This window comes from Arthrobacter sp. Soil_C_49, assembly GCF_057656635.1.
Genome location: NZ_JBDGJZ010000009.1, coordinates 80,841 through 104,166, shown reverse-complemented (window position 1 = coordinate 104,166; position 23,326 = coordinate 80,841). Strand labels below are relative to the sequence as shown.

Here is a 23,326-nt window from a genome sequence, read left to right as displayed (position 1 = left end):
GGGGCCTTCCGCGGCGTGGGGAAGGTCCCTTCTGTTGCGCGTTTCGGCTGGTCAGCTCCGGGTGGGATCGGGGCGCAGCGGCGTGGGCCCTGGGTCCGGCACGGGCAGCGGCCCCGGCGGTTCCGGGGTCGGGAACGGATTGGGCGGCTGCGGGCCGGGATGGCCTGGCTGGGTGGGATCGGGCTGGTCCGGGCCTGGTTCCGGCGGGAACGGTTCAGGCTCGTGCACTGGCGGGATGGTCATATGCTTCCCCTCTCACGCTGGGCGGATGTGCCATAGCGTGAACAGGATACGCCTGCGGCCCGAACCCCACTAGGGCACCCGACCCCATACGACGCCCGCTCACCTAATGCTGCCCTCCCGCAAACGCCCGCTCACTTAATGCCGCGCCCCCGCATACGCCCGCTCACTCCTGGCGCCACAAGTGCGCCCGGGTTTACACATCAGCGGCCACAAGTGCGCCCGGGTCTGGGGCGTTATCGTCCGGTAGCGAACGGCCGGTGCATTGTCGGAGCGGGTCTATATATTGAAACCATGACCCAGACTCCGCTGCAGGACTCCGCCGGCACCGCGACTGCCACCCCCGCTCCCCCGGTTGCCAAGAAGATCCCCACCGAACGCACCCACCACGGGGACACCTTCGTGGACAACTACGAGTGGCTGCGGGAGAAGGAATCCCCGGAGGTCGTGGAACACCTGAAGGCTGAGAATGCCTACCAGGAAGCCGTTACCGCGCACCAGGAGCCGCTGCGCGAGGCCATCTTCCAGGAGATCAAGGGCCGCACGCAGGAAACGGACCTTTCCGTCCCGCACCGCAAGGACGGCTGGTGGTACTTCAGCCGTTCCGTGGAGGGCAAGGAGTATGGCATCCAGTGCCGGGTCAAGGCACAGGACACCGGCAACCCGGTACAGGACTGGACGCCGCCCCGCGTGGAGCCCGGCGTCGAAATTCCCGGCGAGGAAGTCCTGCTGGACGGAAACATCGAGGCGGAGGGCAAGCCCTTTTTCTCCGTGGGCGGCACGGCCGTGACCGTGGACGGCAACACCTACGCCTACGCCGTGGACAACAGCGGCGACGAACGCTTCACCCTGCGCATCAAGGACCTCCGCACCGGCGAACTCCTGCCGGACGTCATCGAGAACATCTTCTACGGTGTCGCCTTCTCCCCGGACGGCACCCGCATCTTCTACACCGTGGTGGACGAGTCCTGGCGCCCCTACCAGGTCAAGGCGCACACCCTGGGCACCTCCGTCGAGGAAGACGTGGTGATCTACCAGGAGGACGACGCCGCCATGTGGCTGGGCTTCGAGCTCTCCGGGGACCGGCGCTACCTGGTGCTGGGCATCGGCTGCTCGGAGTATAGCGAAACCCGCCTGCTCCGCTTCGATGACCCGGCCCAGGAGCTCACCACCGTGATCTCCCGCAACGAGCGGGTGCTGTACGAAGCCGAACCGTTCCTGCTGCCCGGCCCGGACGGCGGGAAGACGGAAAAGATCCTGCTCACCCACAACCGCGCCGCCGTCAACTCCATGGTTTCCCTCGCGGACCCGGCCGAGCTGCAGAAGCCGCTGGCCCAGCAGCAGTGGGCCACCGTCGTCGAACATTCCGACGACGTCCGCGTCAACGGCGCAGGCGTCACCTCCACGCACCTCGTGGTGTCCATCCGCAAGGACACCATCGAGCGCGTCCAGGTGATCGGGCTGGCCGGGCTGGGCACCGCCGCGCAGGAGCCGCCGGTGGAGCCTGCGTTCGACGAAGAGCTGTACACGGCGGGGGTGGGCGGTTCGGACTACGAGGCCCCGGTGATCCGGCTGGGTTACACGTCCTACTTCACGCCGTCGCGGGTTTATGATTTCGTGCTGCCCACCGCGGAGCAGCCGGACGGCGAGCTGCTGCTGCGCAAGGAAAGCCCGGTGTTGGGCGGCTACGACGGCAGCGACTATGTGGCCACGCGCGAGTGGGCGCAGGCCCAGGACGGCACCCGCATCCCGCTTTCGGTGCTGCGGCACAAGGCCGTCAAGCAGGATTCGACGGCGGCCGGCCTGGTGTACGGGTACGGCTCCTATGAGATGAGCATGGACCCGGGCTTCGGCATTGCGCGGCTGTCCCTGCTGGACCGCGGAGTGGTGTTCGTGATCGCCCACATCCGCGGCGGCGGCGAGCTGGGCCGGCACTGGTACGAGAACGGCAAAAAGCTCACCAAGAAGAACACCTTCACCGATTTCATCGACGCCACCGACTGGCTGGCCGGCTCCGGCTGGGTGGATCCCTCCCGGATCGCTGCCCTGGGCGGCTCGGCCGGCGGGCTGCTCATGGGTGCCATCGCGAACATGGCACCCGAAAAGTACGCCGCGGTTGTGGCGCAGGTGCCGTTTGTGGACCCGCTGACCAGCATCCTGGATCCGGACCTGCCCCTGTCCGCGCTGGAGTGGGAAGAGTGGGGCAACCCCATCACGGACCCCGCGGTCTACGCCTACATGAAGTCCTACTCCCCTTACGAGAACGTGCGCCAGGCCGCCTACCCGAAGATCGCCGCCGTGACGTCGTTCAATGACACCCGGGTCCTCTACGTGGAACCCGCCAAGTGGGTGCAGGAGCTTCGGAACAAGACCACCGGAACCCAGCCGATCGTGATGAAGATCGAAATGGACGGCGGCCACGGCGGTGCCTCCGGCCGCTACGTCCAGTGGCGCGAACGGGCCTGGGACTACGCCTTCATCGCCGATTCCCTCGGAGCCACGGAGCTGCTTCCGGGCGCGGGCCTGAAGTAGGGGCAAGCGCACGACGGCGGGCGGCCCCGCCGTTGTTCGCTTGCCTCACGCCCGCCCGGCGTCCGGCCTTAGCCCTGCGGGTGCTCCGCCAGCCACTCGGCCAGGGTTTCGAGATTGGCGCGGACGGTCCTCCCCTGGGCCCGCTCCACCAGCGCGTCCGCCAGCTTGCCGAAGACCCCGCCCAGGCCGGAGGCGGCGTCGATCCTCTGGGTGACCCGCGTACCGCCGTCGGCCGGTTCGAGATCAAACGTCACGGTAAAGTCCAGCTTGCCCTCGACCGAACGGGACACCATGCGCCGCGGCGGATCGAACTCGGCGACCTCCACAACCCAGTCGAACTGCTGCCCCATGACTTTGCTGGTCCCGCGCCCCCGGGAACCCTTCCCGACAGGACCGTCCCCGACCTGCCCGGACGAGGTGACCGAGGAATCGTAGACTGCGATGTTTTCGAATCTTGACAGGAAGTCGAAGACCTCCTGCGGCGGCCTGGCGATGACAACGCTTTCTTCTACAACAGGCACTGCAATCTCCTTTGAAAGGCACCTGATGCCGGCCCGGCTTGGCCGGCGCAATGGCAGGCACAGCGCCAGATTGGACCCGCTGCCCGCCTCTGTCAATGCCCTTGCGGGAAGGTGCTTAACTACCGCCGAGTCAGGCCTCGCCCCGGTCAGCCACCTTGCGCCACCGTCCCTGACCAGCAGCAACATTCACGCGCGACCGATCCTCCGCAGTACCCAAAGAAGGTAATCATGCTTACTATTGTCTGGCGCCGGCTGCCCGCTGGGGGCAGGTTAACCGGCGCCGTATGTGGAGGTTTGAGTGAGCATGGAACAGGAAATGCGTCCCCTGACCGACGACGAACTGATCGCGGAACAGGTAACGGCCCTGCCGGACAAGGAAGTGGCCTCGGTCCTTGACCTGAATGCGGATCTGGACCTGGGCATCGATGCGGCAGCGCCCATCGACCTCGCCGTTGCAGCCAACGCCAACGTGGCAGCGCCCATCGACGCTGCTGCCTCTGCCAACATCCTTTCCTACGGCTCTGACGCCCAGGCCCTGGCGGACCAGGGCGTCATGATCGACCAGGGCATCGTGGCCGACGCGAACGCTGAGTCCACCCAGGACAGCGTCATCGACCAGGGCAACGACACCGTCGACGGCGGCACTGCAGCCAGCGGGGCTACGGGCACCGAGGGCACGGCTACTGGCACGGAAGGTACGGGAACAGCGATCGACGGCGGCACCCTCCTTCCGGACGGAACCGGCACCGACGGGCTCGTCCCCGAGGACGGCCTGGGCGAAGCACTGCCCGACGTCGGCGCGCTGCCGGTGGACCCGGCCGCCGCGCTGGACGGGGACCTGCTCAACGTCAATGTGGACCTTGCGGCCGACGCGGACATCGCCGCACCGATCAACGGTGCCGTGGCAGCAAACGCCAACGTGGCTGCCCCGATCGACGCCGCCGTGGCCGCGAACATCGGCTCCATCGACAGCCAGGCCTATGCCGTGGCGGACCAGGACGCGCTGATCACCCAGCACATCGAGGGCGAAGCCAACGCTTCCGCTGACCAGCAGTCCGACCTCGAGCAGTAAGCCCAGATGACCCACACCAGCGGCGGGCCGCGCTCCCAGGCCGGCCCGCCGTCGTCCGCTGCGCCCCTGGCCGAGGCGCCGCTGCCTGTCCCTGCCCGGGCTGACGGCGTCCAACTTATTGGCCGGTCGGAGGGCTCCGGTTACCGGGAGCCGCCTTCGCTGGTCCGCCGAGCGGACGGCCAGACCCTCCAGCTGACGCCCTTGCTGTACGCGGTGCTGGAGGCAGTGGACGGCGTGCGCACCGAAGAGGAGATCGCTGCGCACGCCAGCGCGGCGTCGGGAAGACTCATCAGCGCCGACAACGTGCGCACTTTAATGGGCTCACAGCTGCTGCCGCTGGGCCTGTTGCGGCTGGCGGACGGATCGCAGCCCGAGGTGCGCAAGGCCGACCCCCTGCTGGGCATGCGCTTCCGCTACACCGTGACGGATCCTGAACGCACCCGCCGGATCACTGCCCCGTTCACCGTGCTGTTCAACCCGCTGATCGTGGTGGCGGTGACGGCGGCGTTCCTGGCCTCGTGCTGGTGGGTGCTGATGGTGAAGGGGCTGGCGTCGGCCACGCACGAAGCGTTCGAAAAACCGGTCCTGCTCCTGCTGATTTTTGCCGTCACCATCCTGTCCGCTGGTTTCCATGAGTTCGGGCATGCCGCCGCTGCGCGCAAGGGCGGCTCCACGCCCGGTGCCATGGGAGCGGGCCTGTACCTCATCTGGCCGGCGTTCTTCACGGATGTCACCGATTCATACCGGCTGGGCCGCGCCGGCCGCCTCCGCACGGACTTCGGCGGCCTGTACTTCAACGCCATCGTGGCCGTGGCCATTATGGGACTCTGGTGGGCCACCGGATTCGATGCGCTGCTGCTGGTGGTTGTCACACAGATCCTGCAGATGGTCCGGCAACTGCTGCCCCTGGTCAGGTTTGACGGGTACCACATCCTGGCGGACGCCGCCGGGGTCCCGGACCTGTTCCAGCGCATCAAACCGACTCTGCTGGGCCTGCTGCCGTGGCACTGGGGCAAGCCGGAAAGCAGGGCCCTCAAGCCCTGGGCCCGGGCAGTGGTGACGCTGTGGGTCCTGGTCACCGTGCCGTTGCTGCTGTTCAGCCTGGCAATGATGGTCATTTCCCTGCCGCGGCTGCTGGCCACCGCCTGGAGCAGTGCAGCCAAGCAGCAGATGATGCTCGCCGAAAGCCTGTCCGGCGGCGACCTTGCCGGGGCTGCTGTGCGCGTCCTGGCCATCGCGGCCGTCGCCCTGCCCATGATTGGCATGCTCTACATCCTGCTGCGGCTCCTGCGGCAGCTGGTCACCGGTCTCTGGCAGAAGACCCGCGGAAAGTTTCTGCAGCGCATCGCTGCGATGGGTGCCGTCGCGGCTTTGCTGGCCGGGCTGGCCTGGGCATGGTGGCCCGACGGCGGGACGTACCGTCCGGTGCAGCCTTACGAACGCGGCACCCTGGCTGATGCGACCGCCTCCATCCTGCCGTCCGGGGGCACGGCCCTGCGTGAGGGCCGCAGCGGGAGGACCGTTGCGCTCTGGCCCGAAGGAGCCGTGAGGCCCACCCGCGAGAACCCGCAACTGGCCATGGTGCTGGTGCCGGTGGAGGGTTCCGCCACGGATTCATCCACCGGGTCTCCGGGCGGGTCCGGAAGCTCAGCCGCTCCGCCATGGGTATTCCCGTTCGACCGGCCGGCCGCGCCCGAAGAGGACGGCAACCAGGCGCTGGCCGTGAACACCACCGATGGTTCGGTGACGTACAGCGTAGCCTTCGCGCTCGTGTGGGCCGAGGACGGCGAACCGGTGGACACCCGGAACGAGGCTTATGCCTTCGCCAACTGCACCGGCTGCGCGGCAGTGGCCGTAGGGTTCCAGGTGGTCCTCATCGTGGGGCAGACGGACGTCATTGTCCCGGAGAACCTGTCAGCCGCGGCCAATTACAACTGCATGGACTGCCTCACCTACGCCCTCGCCAGCCAACTGGTCCTTACCCTGGACGGCCCGCTCGGCGAGGCCAGCCTGGCCCAGCTTAATGCTTTGTGGGCAGAGATCGCGGAGTACGGCCGGAACATCCAGAATGTGCCGCTTTCGGAGATCCAGGGCCGGCTCACTGCCTACAAGGAACAGATCACTGCTGTCATCCAGGCCGACCCCGGTGCAACGAAAGGCAAGACGGCGGGCAGCACATCGTCACCCGCAACACCGGCCGTTCCGGGTTCATCGCCCTCCGGTACCACCGCGTCCGGCACAAGCACGGGAGGCGAAGCACCCGCTCCGGCAGGGACAGCCCCGGCCAACGCACCGGCCACGCAGCCCGCTCCCGGCGACGCGCCGCCGTCGTACGCTCCCGTTGAGACAGTGGCGCCGACGGCGGATACTGGGGGCACGGCCCCGGCCGTGGAACCTGTACCCACAGCAAACCCCCGCTAGGAGAGCAGATGTCGTTGAGCAAGGGAACGTCCGTGGAATGGAACACGCCGCAGGGCAAGACGCACGGCAAGATCGTGGAGAAAAAGACCAGCGATTTCGAACTCGACGGCAACACCCACCGCGCCAGCGAGGAAGAACCGCAGTACGTGGTGGAATCGGCGAAAACCGGAGCGCGCGCGGCCCACAAGGCCTCGGCCCTGACGGAAAAGAAGTAAACCGATGGCGGCCCAGCACGAGGTTGTCATCATCGGCGGCGGCAACGCCGGCATCTCCCTCGCCGCCCGGCTGGAGCGGTACGGCGTGAAGGACGTGGCCCTGGTGGAACCCCGGGACCACCATCTCTACCAGCCGCTGTTCTCGCACATCGCCGGAGGCAGGGCCTCGGCCAAGGAGGCCATCCGGCCGCAGGAACCGCTGATTCCGGACGGTGTCACCTGGATCCGGGACGCCGCTGCCGGGATCGACACCGATGCGAACACCGTGACCCTCGCGTCCGGCGCCTCGGTGTCGTACGGGCAGCTGGTGGTGTGCCCGGGCCTTCAGTATGACTGGGATGCCGTGCCGGGTCTGGCCGAAGCCGTGCATTCACCGCACGGCGCCTCGCACTACGAGTTCGAGCTGGCGCCCAAGGCCTGGACCCTGCTGAGCGGGCTGAAGTCCGGCACCGCCCTCTTCACCATGCCCGCCGGGCCGATCAAATGCGGTGGCGCGGCGCAGAAGCCCATGTACCTGGCCTGCGACTACTGGAAAGCGCAGGGCGTGCTGGACCGGATCCGGGTGGTGATGGTCCAGCCCTATCCCACGGTATTCGGGGTGCCGGAGGTGGACCGCGAGCTGGACCGCAAGATCGCCGAGTACGGCATCGAGCTGTGGACCAACAGCGAACTCGTGTCCGTGGACGCGGCCGGCCAGCTGGCCACCATCCGGAACACCGCCACCGGCGCCGAGGAGAACCTGCACTACGACGTCCTCAACGGGGTTCCGCCGCAATCGGCGCCGGACTGGCTGAAGGCAACCGACCTGCCCGCCGCCGGTGACGCGGGCGGTTTCGTCGACGTGGACCGGCAAACCCTGCGCCACATCCGCTTCCCGAACGTCTGGTCCCTGGGCGACGCCGCCGGGACCACCAACTCCAAGTCGGGCGGCGCCTTGCGGAAACAGACCAAGGTGCTGGCCAAGAACCTGGTGGCCGCCCGGAAAGGCAAGCCGCTGCCGGCCAAGTACAACGGCTACTCCGTGTGCCCCTTCACGGTCTCCCGGAACACGGTGGTGTTCGCCGAATTCGACGACCGCTACCGGCCCATGCCCACCGTCCCCCGGATCCCCACCTGGAACGAGAGCAGGCTGTCCTGGATAGTGGATCGGGACATCTTCCCGCAGGTGTACTGGAACCTGATCCTCAAGGGCCGCGCCTAGCCGCCTGATCGGAGTTTTTGTCCAGATATGCAGACTTTGCCGCGTCGGAACCCTGCATATCTGGACAAAAACTCCCTGGTTAGTGCTCCGGGCGTGTGAGGGACCGGGTTACCCGCCACTCGTCGGCCAGGATTGCATAGATCACCTCGGTGGCCCACTGGCCTTTGTAGTGCCACTTGTCCACCTGCCGCGCTTCCTGCCGCATGCCCAAACGCCGGCAAAGCCCTGCGGACGCGGTGTTGAGCTCGTCCAGCCGTGCCTCGATCCGGTGCATCCCCAGTTCCTCGAAGCCAAGCCGAAGCACCGCGTTCGCCGCTTCCGTGGCGTAGCCCTTGCCTCTGGCATCGGGCGCCAGGGTCCAGCCCACTTCACCCTGGCCATGGCCGGGCAGCCACTTGAGCACCACCTCGCCCTGAAGCCCCGGCTCGCCGCAGGCCTCAATGGCCAGGGCCACCCAGTCCCCCTCCTTCTCGAAGACGAAGTTGGCGTATTTGCCCACCCGCTCCATCGACTGCGTGTACGTTTTGGCCGGCCCGGGCAGGAACCGGGCCGTTTCAGGCAGTGAATGGTAGGCGTGGAAGGCATCCAGGTCAGTGCCCTCAAACCGGCGCAGGATGAGCCGCTCCGTACGGATCGGCAGGGTGATGTGCGCCATGGACCGAGGCTAACCCATCGCCTGGCGATCCCTCACCCGGGCAGCCATCCGGCAACGCCGACACGCTGAACCTCCGCCGCAGAATTTACTTCGCAGCACCACGACTGTGATCTGACGGAAATCTTCGAACTATGTACTTATGGACATTCAGTGGTCTATATATGAAACATACAGACATTGAGCACTTGTAGCACTAATAATTGGACACCCATCGAAGTGTGTCCTCTGATCCTCATTAGGAGGGCCCGTGGCCTCAACAGCCGTCGATCCTGGTTCCACAGACATCACCCCTTTAATCCATCATCCTGTCCTGTGGGCGTCCGCGGTGGGCGTCTTCGCCGTCGTCGTCCTGCAGTCCGTCATCTATTTCAAGGCCATCAGGAAAGCAGCGCCGGCCGCTGACCTGTCGCCGGCCCAGGTGACCGGCTCAGTCCGCTCCGGAGCCGTCGCGGCGATCGGGCCATCACTCGCCGTCGCACTCATCGCCATCAGCTTGCTCCCCCTTTTTGGTACCCCCGCCGTGCTGACGCGCATCGGCCTGGTGGGGTCGGCTGCTTTCGATGTCGCCGCCGCAGGCATCTCGGCAGGGACGCAGGGCGCCCAGCTGGGCGGCCCCACGTATACCCAGAAAATCTTCGCCCTCGCTTTCGCGGCCATGACCATCGGGGGGCTCGTCTGGATGCTCACGGCCCTTATCCTCACCCCCATCCTGAGCAAGGGCGACGCCAAGCTGCGCAAGGTCAACCCGGCGGTGATGGCCATCGTCCCGACGGCGGCACTGCTGGGCGCGTTCTTCACCCTGGCATTCCAGGAGGTGCTCAAGTCGCCCGCCCACCTGGGGACCATGCTCGCTTCCTCCGCCGCCATGGCCGTCTGCCTGGTGCTGGCCCACAAGTTCCGGCTTCCCTGGCTGCGGGAATGGGGATTGGGAGTGGCCATCATCGTGGCGCTCTCCGCCGCCTACTTCATGACCGCAGCCTGAAAACCACCTGACAGGAGCCGTTCCGATGCCTACACCGACAACCACCGAGAAGACCGCAGGATTTTCAGCTTTCGACCGCACCACCTCTGTTTGGGGACCTATCACACTGGGCCTTGGGCTCATCATTTCCCTGGCCGCCGCCCTGTACGCCGCCTTCGGCACCGGCGTAGGTGTGACCCCGCTCGAGTTGATCACGGCAGTCGGCGCCGTCCTGGCCACGTTCGGCATCATCGCCGTGATCGAGCCGGTGTCCTACTTCCCCATCCTGGGCCGCTCCGCCATGTACCAGGCGTTCCTGATTGGGAACATCGCCAACAAACTGCTGCCCGCGGCTATCGTGGCCCAGGCCAACCTCGGCGAAAAACCAGGCACCCGGCGGGCTGAACTCATCGCCGGCAGCGCAATCATCGGCGCGGTCCTGGTTCACATCACCACCCTCATCCTCTTCGTAGGGGTCCTGGGAACCTGGCTTGTGGGAATGCTGCCTGCACCGCTCATTGCCACTGCCCGCAGCTATATCCTGCCCGCCATTTTCGGGGCTGTAGTCCTGCAGAGCGTCCTGGCCATGAAGAGCCACCGCACTGGCTGTTGTCATCACCATCACCGTTTCGTGGCTGGCCCGCTCGAAGGCGCCTGCTGTGCCCGCTCCGGAAAACCAAGCCACCCCGATTTCCGAACCCACCCACTGAAGGGAAGCCAGATATGACCACCACCACCGACACGCGGCTCACCGCCGGCGTCGCCGTTCCTGAGGCATTTGTGGACCGCTACATCGAGGTCTACAAGCATCTCCACACCCACCCCGAACTTTCAGCCCAGGAATTCCGGACGGCCGAATACATTGAGGCCCACCTCGCCGGGCTCGGAGTCGAGTCGTTCCGGTGCGGCAAGACCGGCGTCGTCGGGATCCTCCGGAACGGCGACGGCCCCGTCATCGGATTCCGTGCCGACACCGACGGCCTGCCCATCGCTGAACAAACGGGCCTGGACTACGCCAGCGAAGCAACGGGCACCCTGCCCGACGGCACCACCGCGCCGGTGATGCACGGTTGCGGCCACGACACCCATGTGGCTGCCGCCCTTGCGCTTGCAGCTCTCCTCAAGGAACGTGACGAGCTGTGGGCGGGGACGCTGGTGTTCATCTTCCAGCCCGGCGAAGAGACCGCCTACGGCGCCAAGGCAATGATCGACGACGGGCTGTGGGACCGCGCGCCGAAACCGGAAGTCGTGCTCGCCCAGCACGTCATGCCGCTGAGCGAGGGCAAGCTCCTCATCCGCGGCGGCCACATGGCCAGCCTTGCTGACTCCTGGAAAATCACCGTCCACGGCCAGCAGGCACACGGATCACAGCCGGAAAAGTCCATCGACCCCATTGTTGCCGCCGCCGCGATGGTCCTCCGCCTGCAGACCATCGTCTCGCGCGAACTGGCACCGACCACCCCGGCCGTGGTTACCGTGGGGACGTTCCACGCCGGGCTGAAGGAAAACATCATTCCGGAATCCGCTGAGTTCTCCATCAACGTCCGCACCCCTGATGAGGAAACCCGCACCGTGGTCCTGGCGGCAATCCGGCGCATCATTTCCGCCGAAGCCGCGGCCTCACGGGCCCCCGAACCCGTGATCGAGGAGCTGAACAACTTCCCCCGCTGCTACAACGACCCCGCGGCAGCTGCCCGGGTGGCGGAGGCCTTCACAGCAGATTTCGGGGCCGAGGCGCTGATCGAGGCGCCGCTGGGGATGGGGTCCGAAGACGCCGGCTGGCTCAGCGACGCGATCGGCGTCCCGGGCGTTTTCTGGGCCTTCGGAGCCTTCGACCCGGACCTCTTTGAGGACGGTGCATCACCGGCCGGCAACCACTCGCCGTTCTTCGCCCCTGATGCCCGCGCGGCCGTCGTCGGCGGAACGCGTGCGGCCCTCTCCGGGGTGCTAGCCTATCTGGGCCGGAACTGACGCGGGCAGGGCGGCAGCCTGGTTGCCGCCCTGCACCTTCCGCAGATGCAGGCGGTACGAGGTGAGAGCGTCCGGTGCACGCTTGTCCCGCCCGGGCATCGGCAGTTTCTTGAAGGGATCCGTAACGTGGAACAGCTTGACCGGCTCGACCGGCAGATCGTGGCTGCCCTGGTGCGGAACGGCAGAGCCCCGTGGCGGGTTATCGCGGACGTCCTGGGCCAGCAGGAGCGCACCGTAGCGCGCCGCGGCAACAAGCTCCTCGAATCCGGTGAAGTCCGCACCAATTCCTTTCTCAACCCGTCCTATGTCAGCTCACGGACCAGCTTCCTGCTCCGGGTCAGTGCAGCGCCGCGTAACCTGCGCGCCGTCTGTTCATGGTTGGCCGCACAGGATGAAACCACCTGGGTCAGCGCCCTGACTGCTGCCAGTGAAGGCGTCGCGGAACTCTTCCTGTCCACCGAGGAACTCGGCGGGTTCCTTTACGGCCGGCTGGCGGAAGTGGACGGGGTCCAGTCCTTCGAGATGACACCCCTGCTTGACTACTTCCGAACCCCTTCCGGTTGGACACCGGACATCCTGGACAGTGAACAGTACGCCGCCCTCCACCCCGGCGAGGACGGCCGGCTCGCAGGCCTTTCGCACCCGGACTTTGGGGTGCCGCTTGATGAAACCAACACCATGCTCGCTGAGGTGCTCCGCCGCAACGGCCGCGCCACAGTGGATGAGCTGGCAGCAGAATTGTCCGTCTCCAAGGCGACCATCAGCCGCCGGCTGGATGCCATGACCAGCTCCGGCGTCCTGTTCATCCGGGCCGTTGTTGACCCGGCACTCCTTGGCTTCCCGGTGGAGGCGCTGCTGACCATGGTCCGCACCCAGGCCAAGGCCGACGGAGTGGGGGAACACCTGGCAAGCCTTCCGGTGACCCGCTGGGCCGCAGCGTCCGGTGAGAAGGTGATGGCGCAGGTGGCAACGGCCTCCCTGGCCGACCTGCGCTTGCTGCTGGCAGACCTCCTGGCGAGGGACGATGTTCATTCCGTCACCAGCTCGATCTACGCCGAGGTCTTCAAACGAAGCACCGTACGCTACCGGGACGGCCTCCCGGTAAAACCGTAAGACGGCTCACACCGAGGAGGACACGACGGCGGCCGTCGCCTCCGCGATGGCGCGTTCCTCATCAGTGGGAACCACCAGGACGGGGAGGCGGGACTGCGGCGTGGAAATGACGCGAGGTTCCTTGGACCGCTCGGCGTTCAGGCCGGCGTCGAGCTCCACACCCAGGGCACCCAGCTTCTCCGCAACGAGGGCGCGGAACTGGTGCGAGTTCTCGCCGATGCCGGCGGTGAACACCAGGGCCTTGGCCCCGCCCACCGCCACGTGGTAGCCGCCGATGTACTTGGCGAGCCGGTACGAGGTGACCGCGAGCGCCGTAGCCGCCTTCTCGTTGCCGGCCTCGGCCGCTTCCACCACAGAGCGCATGTCGTTGTTGCCGGCCAGGCCCTTCAGCCCGGATTCCCGGTTGAGCATGGTGTCGATGTCTTCCGGGCTCCAGCCGGCCCTGCCGAGGAACACCAGGATGGAGGGGTCCAGGTCGCCCGAGCGGGTCCCCATTACCAGGCCCTCCAGCGGGGTGAAGCCCATGGAGGTGTCCACGGAGTGCCCGCCCCGGATTGCGGTGACGGACGCGCCGTTGCCCAGGTGGGCGATGACGCCGTCGAACTCCTCCACCGGAAGGTCCAGGAGCGCGGCGGCGCGGCGGGTGACGTACTCGTGGGAGGTGCCGTGGAAGCCGTAGCGGCGGATGCCGTGGTTCGTGTAGAGCTCGTCCGGGACGGCGTAGCGCCAGGCCTGCTCAGGAAGGGTGCGGTGGAAGGCGGTATCGAACACGGCCACCTGCGGCATCTTGGGCCACTTCTTGCTGATGGCCCGGATGCCCAGCACGTTGGCCGGGTTGTGGAGGGGCGCCAGCGGGTTGAGCCGCTCGATGGCGCGGGTGATCTCGTTGTCGATCAGGACCGGTTCGGCGAAGCGCTCGCCGCCGTGCACCACCCGGTGCCCCACGGCGGCCAGCTCCAGGTTTCCCAGCTCCTGGTGGATGGCTGTGTCCACCAGCTCGAGCGCCTCGGCGTGGTCCCGCGGGCCCTCGATTTCACCGTCCCCGTCGCCGCCGTTGCCCATGCCGATCTTTTCGATCAGCCCCTCGGTGAGGACGCTCCCGGCTGCGACATCGCGCACCTGGTACTTGAGGGAGGACGAGCCGGAATTGATGACGAGCACGAGCATGCGGGCCTCCTGAGCCTGTCTTCTGCAGTTCAAACCCCACTATATGTGGGCCGGTTGGCGGTTTCCTTGCGGATGGGCGCGGGCAGTGCATAGAGTCGGCGGACAGGCTGGACCACGGCGAGAGGACATTTTTATGACGAACGAGCCCAACCAGATCGACGGAAACGACCCCACCAACACGGGTTCCAGCAGCACCGCGCCCCTGAACGCCGGTTCCGGAAAGAAGGACCCCACCGTCGTTGAGGGCGCCAACCCTGCCCTGGACGACACAGGCGGGCTTAAGGCAGCCGAGACCGGCGATGCTCCGACAGCGCCCGAGAATACCGAGGATCTCGACCTCACGCCGCAGGGTCTCTCCGATGAACCCGCGAAGGAAGAGGACAAGGAGAGCCTGGCCAAGCCGGACAACAGCTGACAGGCTACTAAAAAGCAACGCGGGGTCACTCCGCGCCCAATGTGGGACCACAATTGGGCGTGGAGTGACCCCGCGTTGCTGTTGACTAGGACGCCGGCGCCTGCGCCTGGATGGCCGTGATGGCCACGGTGTTCACGATGTCCTCAACAGTGCAGCCGCGGGAGAGGTCGTTCACCGGCTTGCGCAGCCCCTGCAGGACGGGGCCGACGGCGACCGCCCCTGAGCTCTGCTGCACCGCCTTGTAGGTGTTGTTGCCGGTGTTCAGGTCCGGGAAGATGAACACGGTGGCCTGCCCCGCCACCGATGAGCCCGGCATCTTGGACTCGGCGATGGAGGCGTCCACGGCGGCGTCGTACTGGATGGGCCCTTCGACGGCGAGGTCCGGGCGGCGCTTGCGCACCAGCTCGGTGGCCTGCCGCACCTGTTCCACCGCCTCACCGGAACCGGAACCACCGGTGGAGTAAGACAGCATGGCCACCCGCGGCTCCACGCCGAACTGGGCAGCCGTTTCCGCCGAGGCCAGGGCGATGTCCGCCAGCTGCTCCACGTTCGGGTCCGGGTTCACCGCGCAGTCGCCGTACACCAGCACCCGGTCCGGCATCAGCATCAGGAACACCGAGGACACGATTTTCACGCCCTCGCGGGTCTTCACAAACTCGAGCGCCGGCCGGATGGTGTGCGCGGTGGTGTGCGCGGCCCCGGACACCATGCCGTCCACCACGCCGAGCTGGACCATCATGGTCCCGAAGTAGCTGACGTCCTGCATGATCTCCAGCGCCTTGGGCAGGTCCACGCCCTTGTGCGCCCGCAGTTCCGAGTACTTCTCGGCAAACTTCTGCCTGAGGTCCGAGGTGGCCGGGTCCACGATGTTGATCCCGGACAGGTCGATGCCGCGCGCGGCCGCCAGCTCCCGGACATCCGATTCGGGGCCGAGCACGGTGAGGTCGCAGACGTCGCGCCGGTGCAGGATTTCCGCCGCCCGCAGGATCCGCACGTCCGTCCCTTCCGGCAGGACAACGTGCCGGCGCTGTGCCCGGGCCCGTTCGATGAGGTCGTGGAGGAAGCGCAGCGGTGTCATGCGTTCGGCCCGCGGCAGGTGCAGGCGTTCCACCAGCTCTGCTTCATCCACCGTGCGGGACCAGAGGCCCAGGGCGGAGGCCACCTTGCGCCGGTGCCCGGACCAGATCTCGCTGCGGACCTCGGAGACACGGCGCGCAGTCTGGTAGGTATCCTCGGTCGCCGCGAACACCGGGAACGGTGCCTGCGCCAGGAGCGGGTAGATGTTCGCGTCCGGCGCCAGCCCGCCGGTGAGGATCAGCGCGGATGCCACCGGGAACTCGGGTGAGAAGGACGACGCCAGGCACGCCACCATCACGTCCGCGCGGTCGCCGGGCACGATCACCAGGGCGCCCTCATCCAGGACGTTCAGGAAGTTGCCCACGTTCATGGCCGCCACCTTGATGTCCCGGACGTCGCGTTCCATGTCCGCCCGGCCGGCAATCTGCCGCACCCCCAGCGCGGCAGCCACTTCTCCGGTGGTGGGCCGGGCAATCTCCTCCAGCTCCGGCAGCACATAGACCGGCCGCTTGGATGCGCCGGGCTTCACGGCGGCGGCGATCGCCTCGACGTCGTCCGGGTCCGCGCGGTTCACCATGATGGCCAGCAGGGCGCATTTCTCGGCGGCGAGCTCTTTGCGGGCAACCTCGACGGCGGCCGCGGCCTCGGCCACGGTGCGCCCCTTCGCGCCCACTACCGCCACAACCGGTGCTGCCAGGTTGTTGGCCAGGCGCGCGTTCAGGTCGAATTCGACGGCGGCGTCCTGGCCGGTGAGGTCGGTCCCTTCGATGATCACCACGTCGCAGTGCCGGGACATTTCGGCGAAGATCTCCACGCAGCGGGAGTCGATTTCCTCGCGTTTGCCTTCCGCGAGAAGGGACCGGACCTCCTCGTGTGTGAGGCCGCCTCGGCACCGCTCATCATCGAGCTCGAACCGCGACTTCATCAGCGCCACCATGGGATCGTCGCCGGCTGAAGGGCCGTGGACCACCGGCTTGAAGAAGCCGATCCTGTCCGCGTGGCGGTACAGGGTGTCCGCCAGGCCGAGGGCCACGAGGGACTTGCCCGATCCGGGAGTGGTTGCGCTGACGTAGATGCCTTTGGCCATGGTCCGCCCTTTGCTGGTGTGCTGCTGCCGGTACTCCATCCTTGCACTTACCGCACCGAGCCGCCTGCCATCCACTCCAGCCCAGGCTTTTGGCTGTCCTGCCCTAAGGCGTCCCACAGGTTGGGTCTGAATCGGCAAAAACTGGGCTGGTCTGGACGTGCCCGTCGGTTCCCCTCCCCTTGACACCGGCACCCCTCATGGGATTACCTAATGAACATTCGGTAAATAAAGCTGGAGGCAATGACGCATGGCTGAAACAACAGTTTCCGGGGCTATCCACCCCATCCTGGAAAACGACTACGCCTCCATATGGATGGGGATCGAGGTCCTCGCCCTCAGTGACGGGCACGCCACCATCCGGATGACCCTCCGCCAGGAGATGCTCAACGGCTTCGGCATGGCCCACGGCGGAATGATCTTCGCCTTCGGCGATACGGCGTTTGCGCTCGCGTGCAACCCGGCCGTCCCGGCGACCGGGGAGGAAAACAACATCACCGTGGCCTCCGGCGTCGACATCAACTTCCTCAAGCCCGCCTTCCGCGGCCAGGTGCTGACCGCCGTCGCCGACCGCCGCTCCAGCGCCGGCCGCAGCGGCCTCTACGACATCCAGATTTTCGCTGCCGACGCCGGCGCCCACCCCAATCCCGAAAAGCCGGGTGAACTCATCGCCGAGTTCCGCGGACGCAGCCGGACCATCCCCAAGAAGTAGGACAACCATGACCCTCCACGCCCCCGAAACCCCCGCCTCCCCGGTCGCGGCAACAGACGCCCCGCTGGACCGCGAGGAAACCATCTCCCGCGACGAGCTCGAAGCCCTCCAGCTCAGCCGGCTGCAGCACACCGTGGCCTACGCCTATGACCGCGTTCCCCTGTACAAGCGCAAGTTCGACGACGCCGGCGTCCACCCCAGCGACCTGCGCGAACTGAGCGACCTGGGCAACTTTCCGTTCACCACCAAGGAAGACCTGCGCGCCGAATACCCCTTCGGCATGTTCGCGGTTCCGCAGAGCGAAGTAGCCCGCATCCACGCCAGCTCGGGCACCACAGGCCGGCCCACCGTCGTCGGCTACACCAAGCAGGACCTGGCCGACTGGGCCAAACTCGTTGCCCGCAGCTTCCGCGCCTCCGGCGTCCGCCCCGGCATGAAGGTCCACAACGCCTACGGCTATGGACTGTTCACCGGCGGGCTCGGCGCCCACGCCGGCGCCGAAGCGCTGGGTTGCACGGTCATCCCGATGTCCGGCGGCCAGACCGAACGCCAGATCCAGCTGATCCAGGACTTCAAGCCGGATGCCATCCTGGCCACCCCCACCTACCTGCTCACGATCGCCGACGCCATGGCGCATATGGGCATCGATCCGGCTTCCACCTCACTGAAGTTCGCGGTGCTTGGCGCCGAGCCGTGGACGCAGGAGATGCGGCACGAACTCGAAGTCACCATGAACATCAAAGCCTGCGACATCTACGGCCTGTCCGAGGTGATGGGCCCGGGCGTCGCCGGCGAGGCCGTTGAGACGCAGGACGGCAGCCACATCTGGGAGGACCACTTCCGCCCCGAAATCATCGACGCCTTCAACCCCGTAGTGGGCAAGGAGAACGTGCTGCGCGACGGCGAACACGGCGAGCTGGTCTTCACCTCGCTCACCAAGGAAGCCCTCCCGATCATCCGTTACCGCACGAAGGACCTCACCCGGCTCCTGCCCGGCACCGCCCGGCCCGCGCACCGGCGGATGGGCCGCATCACGGGCCGCAGCGACGACATGATCATCCTGCGCGGCGTGAACCTCTTCCCGTCCCAGATCGAGGAAATCGCGCTCCGCATCCCCGAGCTGAGCCCGCACTTCCAGCTCGAACTCACCCGCCCCGAGGGCCAGCGGATGGACCAGCTCACCGTGAGGATCGAGCGGCGGGACGCCGTCACCCCCGAGCAGAGCACGACGGCGGCTCGCACTTTGAAGGAGCAGATCAAGATCCACGTGGGTTCTTCCTGCGTAGTGGACGTGGTGGAGCCGGGCTCGCTGGAGCGGTCCATCGGCAAGCTGCGCCGGATCTACGACCTGCGGCCGAAGGGATAAGCGGGCCCTGCTTGACGGATGAGCGCTGACCGACCGACCGTTCGTGAGAAACTAGCCACTATGCCCAGCACCACTGACACAGCCAGCACCGCCGGCACCAAGCGCGGCCGCCCCGGATACGACCAGCAATCGGTGCTGCGCATCGCCGTGGACGTCTTCAACCGCCACGGCTACGATGCGACGTCCATGGGCATACTGGCGGACAACCTGGGCATCTCGAAGTCGGCGATCTACCACCACGTGCCGTCCAAGGGTGATCTGCTCAAGCTCGCCCTGGACCACGCGCTGGGCGGACTGGAGGCGATCCTGGAGGAGCCGCAGGCAATGTCCGGGGCAGCAGATGCCCGGCTGGAGTTTGTCCTCCGGCAGACTGTGGCAGTCCTCGTGGAGCGGCTGCCCTTCGTCACCCTGCTGCTGCGGCTCCGCGGGAACACGGAGATTGAACGCGATGCGCTGGAACGTCGCCGCACCTTCGACCACAGGGTTGCCGGGCTGATTTCCGCCGCGCGGGACGAGGGCTCGCTGCGCCAGGATATCGACCCCCGGACGGTCACCCGACTCCTCTTCGGCATGATCAACTCGATCGTGGAGTGGTACAAACCGGGCGGTCCCCTCTCCCCCAAGCGGCTCGCCGACGACGTCATCACCATGGCATTCGACGGGCTTCACTCCCAGCCCTAGTCCCGGGAATAATAAGCGTGCTTGGTATTTCTGTTGTTGCACGGCTACGGTGGTAGGACAGCCAGCATCCGCAGGAGGTCTTGTCCATGAGCATCAGCACCAGCCAGGGATTACGCCATCCCTCACGCCTCGGGACAGCAGCCGGAGCCGTCTTGCTCGCCGGTTCCCTCGCGCTCACCGCCTGCACGGGATCGCAGCCGCCGCCGTCGCCCAGCGAAACGTCCGGCGCTACTACCGCGGGCGGCAGCACCAGCGCCTCGCCCGGGGCCAGTAACGCGCCGGCGCCTGACGCAGCCGGCGGTATCCCCGAACTGGTGGAGAACCTGGCCCCGTCCGTGGTGACCATCTTTACCGAGGGCGGGCTGGGCAGCGGAGTCGTCTATTCGGCGGACGGGCTCATCATCACCAATGAGCACGTGATCAGCGGCAATACCAGGGTGGAAGTTGGTTTCGCTGACGGCCAGCGGGTTCAGGGGACGGTTAAGGCCAGCGATCCCGTCACCGATCTGGCCTTGGTCCAGGCGGACCGGAAAGGCCTGCCCAAGCCCACGTACCAGAGCACGCTCCCCCGGGTAGGCGAGGGCGCCGTGGTCCTGGGGTCTCCGCTGGGCTTCGAGAACACCGCGACGGCCGGGATCATCTCCGGGCTGCACCGGTCCATCCCGGGTTCGGCCTCCAACAGCCTGTCCCTCGTGGACCTGATCCAGACTGACGCGCCCATCAGCCCCGGCAACTCCGGCGGCGCCGTGATCAACATGCGCGGCGAGATCATCGGCATCAGCGAGGCGTACATCCCGCCGTCAGCCGGTGCTGTTTCCCTCGGTTTTGCCATCCCGGCGGCCACTGCCGTGCAGGTGGCGGAGGAACTGCTGGCCGACGGCACAGCCGAACACGCATACCTCGGGCTGACCCCGGGCGAACTGACACCGCAGATCGCCGACCAGTTGGGCATCGAGGCGAGCACCGGCGTCGTGGTTCTGGCCGTGGACGAGGACGGCCCGGCGGGACGGGCAGGAATCCGCCCCGGGGACGTGCTGGAGTCCATGGAAGGCGTGGCGCTGAACGCCCCCGAGAAGCTCCTGGCAGAACTCCGAAACCGCAACCCCGGCGATACCGTCAGCTTCAAAGTGAAACGTGGCGACCAAAGCCTCGACCTCAAAGCGGACCTGATCGACCGACCCACCCAGTAGCAAAAACCCGAGAGGAAGGTAGCACCATGAGCCACCCCAAGGACGAAGCAGACGGCGGATACATCATTCCGGACCCGTCCAAGCTCCGTGAGGACGTGCCCGGCGACGCCGGAGACGAGGCCAACGCGATCCGCTTCAGCGAAGAGCAGGCCCTGATCGAGGAACAGTCCCACGGCATCCGCCCGGACACCTACAGCGTCCCCTCCGGCGGCCCGACGATGGACGAGGCCCGCGGCAACATGGACCTGTCGGACCAGACGGGCGAGGCGCCGTCGGACGACAGCAGCGACGACGGCCTGCACGGCGGCGCCGAATCCTGACAAGTTCAGCCACCAACAACGGTAGGCGCGTCCCGGTTTCCGGGGCGCGCCTACCGCTTTTTGTAGGTTCAGACGCTCTCTCACTTAATGTGCCCCAACGGCCAACGCTCTCTCACTTAATGTGCCCCAACCCGAAACGCTCTCTCACTTTCCTAAAGAGAGTGAGAGAGCGTGGGGGAAAAACCCGCGTTAAGTGAGAGAGCGTTGGGGAAAAACCCGCGTTAAGTGAGAGAGCGTCCCAGGGGGTGGGCTACTTTTCGACCAGGGTGAGGACGTCGTAGGTGGCCACGATCTCGTCGTTCTGGTTGGTGAGGACGGCGTCCCAGGCCACCTCGCCGTACTCGTCGGTTTCGCGCGGGGTGATCTTCTTGGCGGTGAGGGTCACCCGGATGGAGTCGCCCGCGGCCACCGGCGTGATGAAGCGCAGGTTCTCCAGGCCGTAGTTGGCCAGGACAGGGCCCGGCGCGGGTTCCACGAACAATCCGGCGCCCCAGGCGAGCAGCAGGTAGCCGTGCGCCACGATGCCGGGGAAGAACGGGTTGGCTTCCGCGGCTTTTTGGTTGGTGTGGGCGTAGAACGTGTCGCCGGTGGAGTTGGCGAAGGCGGTGATGTCCTCAAGGGTGACCTGGCGCAGGTCGGAGCGGACGGCGTCGCCGATCCGCAGCGTGGCCAGTGACTTCCGGAACGGGTGCGTCCCTTCGGTTTCAATGGTGAAGTTGCGGTCCGCTCCGGCGTGCCAGATGCCGGTGACGGCGGTCAGCATGTTGGGCGAGCCCTGAATGGCGGTGCGCTGCATGTGGTGCATCACGGAGCGGATGCCGCCCAGTTCCTCGCCGCCGCCGGCGCGGCCCGGACCGCCGTGGACCAGGTGCGGCACAGGCGAGCCGTGGCCGGTGGACGAGCGGGCGTCCTCGCGGTTGAGCATCAGGACACGGCCGTGGTGCGCGGCGATTCCTGTGACCAGCTCCCGTGCCACCTCGGGGTCGTTGGTGCACACGGAGGCTACCAGGGAGCCGCTGCCGCGGGCGGCGAGGCGGACGGCGTCGGGAATGTCCTGGTAGCCAATCACCGACGAAACGGGCCCGAATGCTTCCAGCGAGTGCACTTCCTCCGCTTCGGGGTTGTTCCAGTTGAGCAGGACGGGCGCCATAAAGGCGCCGGCGTCAGCTAGGCCGGTGGAGCCGTCGGCAGCGGTAACCGACGGCGAATCGAGGGTTCCGTACGCAAGCTCACCGCCGGCGTCGAGCATTGACTGCACGGCCGCGCGCACGTCGTTCAGCTGCTCCACGGAGGCGAGCGCGCCCATGGTGACGCCGTCAGCGCGGGGGTCGCCGAGTACAACCCGTTCGGTGATGCGCTTGCCGATGGCTGCGGACACGGCGGGGACCAGCTCCTGGGGCACGATGGCGCGGCGGATGGCGGTGCACTTCTGCCCTGCCTTGGCCGTCATCTCGGTGACCACGGACTTCACGAAGGCGTCGAACTCGGGCGTGCCCTCCACCGCATCCGGGCCGAGGATGGCTGCATTCAGCGAGTCGGTTTCGGAAGTGAAGCGGACCCCGCCCTGGACCACGTTCGGGTGGGACTTCAGGGACAGGGCGGTGGATGCGGAACCGGTGAAGGCCACCAGGTCGCGGTAGTCCAGCACGTCCAGCAGCCCACGGACCGAGCCGGAGATCAGCTGCAGCGAGCCCTTGGGCAGGATGTTGGATTCGACGATCGCCTTGACCACGGCCGCTGCCACGTATCCCGTGGGAGTTGCCGGCTTGACGATGGTGGGGACGCCGGCGATGAAGGCGGGGGCGAACTTCTCGAGCATGCCCCAAACCGGGAAGTTGAACGCGTTGATCTGGACGGCCACGCCCGGGATGCGGGTGTAGATGTGCTCGCCGGCGAAGGATCCGTCCTTGGACAGCACCTCCATGGGCCCGTCCACCACCACCTGCGAGTTGGGCAGCTCGCGCCGGCCCTTGGATCCGAAGGTGAAGAGGACGCCGATGCCGCCGTCGATGTCGATCATGGAGTCGACCTTGGTGGCGCCGGTCTGGGCGGAGAAGGTGTAGAAATGGTCGCGCCGGGCGTTCAGGTACTGCGCCAGTTCCTTGAGCTTGAGGGCCCGCTGGTGGAAAGTGAGCCGGCCGAGCTCTTCTTGGCCGGTGGCGCGGCCGTACTCAACCACGGCGCCCAGGTCCAGCCCTTCGGTGCTCACCTTGGCCAGGATCTCCCCGGTGCTCGCGTCACGGACGGGGACAGCGGAACCGGCGGAGGCGTCGTCGGGTGTCCACCATCCGTCCATGATAAAGCTGGGCACTGTCTCCACGGTGTCGACCGTGGCCTGGGGAGCTGTGGCGGTGGTGGTCATCGTTGACGGGTCCTTCCAACAAGGGGGCAGACAACGGCAGGCCATGATTA

Annotated in this window: 21 protein-coding genes; 15 read left to right on the top strand and 6 right to left on the bottom strand. The window is 66.8% G+C overall.

Annotated features, from left to right (window positions below; all coding sequences use genetic code 11):
* Window positions 1-51 precede the first annotated feature (51 nt).
* Window positions 52-243 carry a hypothetical protein gene (locus tag AC3A4Z_RS15215; protein ID WP_050053959.1) on the bottom strand — a complete coding sequence of 64 codons (192 nt, stop codon included), beginning with the start codon at window positions 241-243 and terminating at the stop codon, window positions 52-54.
* Between the two features lie 291 nt (window positions 244-534).
* Between AC3A4Z_RS15215 and AC3A4Z_RS15210 the strand changes: the two genes are divergently transcribed.
* Window positions 535-2,772, top strand: a complete 2,238-nt coding sequence (locus tag AC3A4Z_RS15210; protein WP_498712513.1) for a S9 family peptidase — start codon at window positions 535-537, stop codon at window positions 2,770-2,772.
* Window positions 2,773-2,840: 68 nt separating this feature from the next.
* Here the strand turns inward: AC3A4Z_RS15210 and AC3A4Z_RS15205 are convergent, their stop codons facing one another.
* Entirely contained in the window at window positions 2,841-3,293 is a 453-nt protein-coding gene (locus AC3A4Z_RS15205; protein ID WP_498712512.1) for an SRPBCC family protein, read from the bottom strand.
* A gap of 304 nt (window positions 3,294-3,597) precedes the next feature.
* On the opposite strand from AC3A4Z_RS15205, the gene AC3A4Z_RS15200 reads away from it, so the two are divergent.
* The 4 genes from AC3A4Z_RS15200 to AC3A4Z_RS15185 are packed head-to-tail and all read left to right on the top strand — an operon-like array spanning window position 3,598 to window position 8,202.
* The gene (locus AC3A4Z_RS15200; protein WP_498712599.1) at window positions 3,598-4,365 is read left to right on the top strand and encodes a peptidoglycan-binding protein; all 768 of its coding nucleotides are present in this window, start codon (window positions 3,598-3,600) and stop codon (window positions 4,363-4,365) included.
* 6 nt (window positions 4,366-4,371) lie between these two features.
* Entirely contained in the window at window positions 4,372-6,786 is a 2,415-nt protein-coding gene (locus tag AC3A4Z_RS15195) for a zinc metalloprotease (protein WP_498712511.1), read from the top strand.
* Window positions 6,787-6,794: 8 nt separating this feature from the next.
* Window positions 6,795-7,001 (top strand): hypervirulence associated TUDOR domain-containing protein, encoded by a 207-nt coding sequence (locus tag AC3A4Z_RS15190; protein WP_498712510.1) that lies wholly within the window; start codon window positions 6,795-6,797, stop codon window positions 6,999-7,001.
* Window positions 7,002-7,005: 4 nt separating this feature from the next.
* Window positions 7,006-8,202: an NAD(P)/FAD-dependent oxidoreductase gene (locus tag AC3A4Z_RS15185; RefSeq protein ID WP_498712509.1), complete on the top strand. Its 1,197-nt coding sequence runs from the start codon at window positions 7,006-7,008 to the stop codon at window positions 8,200-8,202.
* Between the two features lie 79 nt (window positions 8,203-8,281).
* Here the strand turns inward: AC3A4Z_RS15185 and AC3A4Z_RS15180 are convergent, their stop codons facing one another.
* Window positions 8,282-8,857 (bottom strand): GNAT family N-acetyltransferase, encoded by a 576-nt coding sequence (locus tag AC3A4Z_RS15180; protein WP_498712508.1) that lies wholly within the window; start codon window positions 8,855-8,857, stop codon window positions 8,282-8,284.
* Between the two features lie 247 nt (window positions 8,858-9,104).
* Here AC3A4Z_RS15180 and AC3A4Z_RS15175 point away from each other — a divergent pair, with 247 nt between their 5' ends.
* From AC3A4Z_RS15175 to AC3A4Z_RS15160, 4 genes are all read left to right on the top strand, one after another.
* Window positions 9,105-9,839 (top strand): DUF5058 family protein, encoded by a 735-nt coding sequence (locus AC3A4Z_RS15175; RefSeq protein ID WP_498712507.1) that lies wholly within the window; start codon window positions 9,105-9,107, stop codon window positions 9,837-9,839.
* Window positions 9,840-9,864: 25 nt separating this feature from the next.
* Entirely contained in the window at window positions 9,865-10,545 is a 681-nt protein-coding gene (locus AC3A4Z_RS15170; RefSeq protein ID WP_498712506.1) for a hypothetical protein, read from the top strand.
* Window positions 10,542-11,789, top strand: a complete 1,248-nt coding sequence (locus AC3A4Z_RS15165; RefSeq protein WP_498712505.1) for an amidohydrolase — start codon at window positions 10,542-10,544, stop codon at window positions 11,787-11,789. Before AC3A4Z_RS15170 ends, AC3A4Z_RS15165 begins: the two co-directional genes overlap by 4 nt.
* Window positions 11,790-11,915: 126 nt before the next feature.
* Complete coding sequence (locus AC3A4Z_RS15160; protein WP_498712504.1) at window positions 11,916-12,902, top strand: Lrp/AsnC family transcriptional regulator; 987 nt, start codon at window positions 11,916-11,918, stop codon at window positions 12,900-12,902.
* A gap of 6 nt (window positions 12,903-12,908) precedes the next feature.
* On the opposite strand, the gene AC3A4Z_RS15155 is transcribed toward AC3A4Z_RS15160, so the two are convergent.
* Window positions 12,909-14,069, bottom strand: a complete 1,161-nt coding sequence (locus AC3A4Z_RS15155) for an acetate kinase (RefSeq protein WP_498712503.1) — start codon at window positions 14,067-14,069, stop codon at window positions 12,909-12,911.
* Between the two features lie 133 nt (window positions 14,070-14,202).
* On the opposite strand from AC3A4Z_RS15155, the gene AC3A4Z_RS15150 reads away from it, so the two are divergent.
* Window positions 14,203-14,484, top strand: a complete 282-nt coding sequence (locus AC3A4Z_RS15150) for a hypothetical protein (RefSeq protein WP_498712502.1) — start codon at window positions 14,203-14,205, stop codon at window positions 14,482-14,484.
* An 85-nt stretch (window positions 14,485-14,569) separates the two neighbouring features.
* On the opposite strand, the gene pta is transcribed toward AC3A4Z_RS15150, so the two are convergent.
* A complete protein-coding gene (pta, locus tag AC3A4Z_RS15145; RefSeq protein ID WP_498712501.1) occupies window positions 14,570-16,648 on the bottom strand; it encodes a phosphate acetyltransferase in 2,079 nt (692 codons plus the stop codon).
* Between the two features lie 247 nt (window positions 16,649-16,895).
* Here pta and AC3A4Z_RS15140 point away from each other — a divergent pair, with 247 nt between their 5' ends.
* The 5 genes from AC3A4Z_RS15140 to AC3A4Z_RS15120 all read left to right on the top strand — a co-directional run bounded on the left by AC3A4Z_RS15140 (window position 16,896) and on the right by AC3A4Z_RS15120 (window position 20,914).
* Window positions 16,896-17,357 (top strand): hotdog fold thioesterase, encoded by a 462-nt coding sequence (locus AC3A4Z_RS15140; RefSeq protein ID WP_498712500.1) that lies wholly within the window; start codon window positions 16,896-16,898, stop codon window positions 17,355-17,357.
* A 7-nt stretch (window positions 17,358-17,364) separates the two neighbouring features.
* Window positions 17,365-18,723, top strand: coding sequence for a phenylacetate--CoA ligase PaaK (gene paaK, locus AC3A4Z_RS15135; protein WP_498712499.1), 1,359 nt, complete (start codon window positions 17,365-17,367; stop codon window positions 18,721-18,723).
* Window positions 18,724-18,783: 60 nt separating this feature from the next.
* Window positions 18,784-19,404 (top strand): TetR/AcrR family transcriptional regulator, encoded by a 621-nt coding sequence (locus tag AC3A4Z_RS15130; RefSeq protein WP_498712498.1) that lies wholly within the window; start codon window positions 18,784-18,786, stop codon window positions 19,402-19,404.
* An 86-nt stretch (window positions 19,405-19,490) separates the two neighbouring features.
* A complete protein-coding gene (locus tag AC3A4Z_RS15125; protein WP_498712497.1) occupies window positions 19,491-20,594 on the top strand; it encodes a S1C family serine protease in 1,104 nt (367 codons plus the stop codon).
* Between the two features lie 26 nt (window positions 20,595-20,620).
* Complete coding sequence (locus AC3A4Z_RS15120) at window positions 20,621-20,914, top strand: hypothetical protein (RefSeq protein ID WP_498712496.1); 294 nt, start codon at window positions 20,621-20,623, stop codon at window positions 20,912-20,914.
* 250 nt (window positions 20,915-21,164) lie between these two features.
* Here the strand turns inward: AC3A4Z_RS15120 and paaZ are convergent, their stop codons facing one another.
* On the bottom strand, window positions 21,165-23,276 hold the full coding sequence (gene paaZ / locus AC3A4Z_RS15115; protein WP_498712495.1) for a phenylacetic acid degradation bifunctional protein PaaZ: 2,112 nt from the start codon (window positions 23,274-23,276) through the stop codon (window positions 21,165-21,167).
* Between the last annotated feature and the right edge of the window lie 50 nt (window positions 23,277-23,326).

Excerpts from the sequence above, each read along its gene's own strand:
- pta (WP_498712501.1), bottom strand. The coding sequence starts at position 16,648 with ATGGCCAAAGGCATCTACGTCAGCGCAACCACTCCCGGATCGGGCAAG.
- AC3A4Z_RS15180 (WP_498712508.1), bottom strand. The coding sequence starts at position 8,857 with ATGGCGCACATCACCCTGCCGATCCGTACGGAGCGGCTCATCCTGCGC.
- AC3A4Z_RS15150 (WP_498712502.1), top strand. The coding sequence starts at position 14,203 with ATGACGAACGAGCCCAACCAGATCGACGGAAACGACCCCACCAACACG.
- AC3A4Z_RS15165 (WP_498712505.1), top strand. The coding sequence starts at position 10,542 with ATGACCACCACCACCGACACGCGGCTCACCGCCGGCGTCGCCGTTCCT.
- AC3A4Z_RS15190 (WP_498712510.1), top strand. The coding sequence starts at position 6,795 with ATGTCGTTGAGCAAGGGAACGTCCGTGGAATGGAACACGCCGCAGGGC.
- AC3A4Z_RS15155 (WP_498712503.1), bottom strand. The coding sequence starts at position 14,069 with ATGCTCGTGCTCGTCATCAATTCCGGCTCGTCCTCCCTCAAGTACCAG.
- AC3A4Z_RS15185 (WP_498712509.1), top strand. The coding sequence starts at position 7,006 with ATGGCGGCCCAGCACGAGGTTGTCATCATCGGCGGCGGCAACGCCGGC.
- AC3A4Z_RS15170 (WP_498712506.1), top strand. The coding sequence starts at position 9,865 with ATGCCTACACCGACAACCACCGAGAAGACCGCAGGATTTTCAGCTTTC.
- AC3A4Z_RS15130 (WP_498712498.1), top strand. The coding sequence starts at position 18,784 with ATGCCCAGCACCACTGACACAGCCAGCACCGCCGGCACCAAGCGCGGC.
- AC3A4Z_RS15215 (WP_050053959.1), bottom strand. The coding sequence starts at position 243 with ATGACCATCCCGCCAGTGCACGAGCCTGAACCGTTCCCGCCGGAACCA.
- AC3A4Z_RS15140 (WP_498712500.1), top strand. The coding sequence starts at position 16,896 with ATGGCTGAAACAACAGTTTCCGGGGCTATCCACCCCATCCTGGAAAAC.
- AC3A4Z_RS15210 (WP_498712513.1), top strand. The coding sequence starts at position 535 with ATGACCCAGACTCCGCTGCAGGACTCCGCCGGCACCGCGACTGCCACC.
- AC3A4Z_RS15120 (WP_498712496.1), top strand. The coding sequence starts at position 20,621 with ATGAGCCACCCCAAGGACGAAGCAGACGGCGGATACATCATTCCGGAC.
- paaZ (WP_498712495.1), bottom strand. The coding sequence starts at position 23,276 with ATGACCACCACCGCCACAGCTCCCCAGGCCACGGTCGACACCGTGGAG.
- AC3A4Z_RS15200 (WP_498712599.1), top strand. The coding sequence starts at position 3,598 with ATGGAACAGGAAATGCGTCCCCTGACCGACGACGAACTGATCGCGGAA.
- AC3A4Z_RS15125 (WP_498712497.1), top strand. The coding sequence starts at position 19,491 with ATGAGCATCAGCACCAGCCAGGGATTACGCCATCCCTCACGCCTCGGG.
- AC3A4Z_RS15195 (WP_498712511.1), top strand. The coding sequence starts at position 4,372 with ATGACCCACACCAGCGGCGGGCCGCGCTCCCAGGCCGGCCCGCCGTCG.
- paaK (WP_498712499.1), top strand. The coding sequence starts at position 17,365 with ATGACCCTCCACGCCCCCGAAACCCCCGCCTCCCCGGTCGCGGCAACA.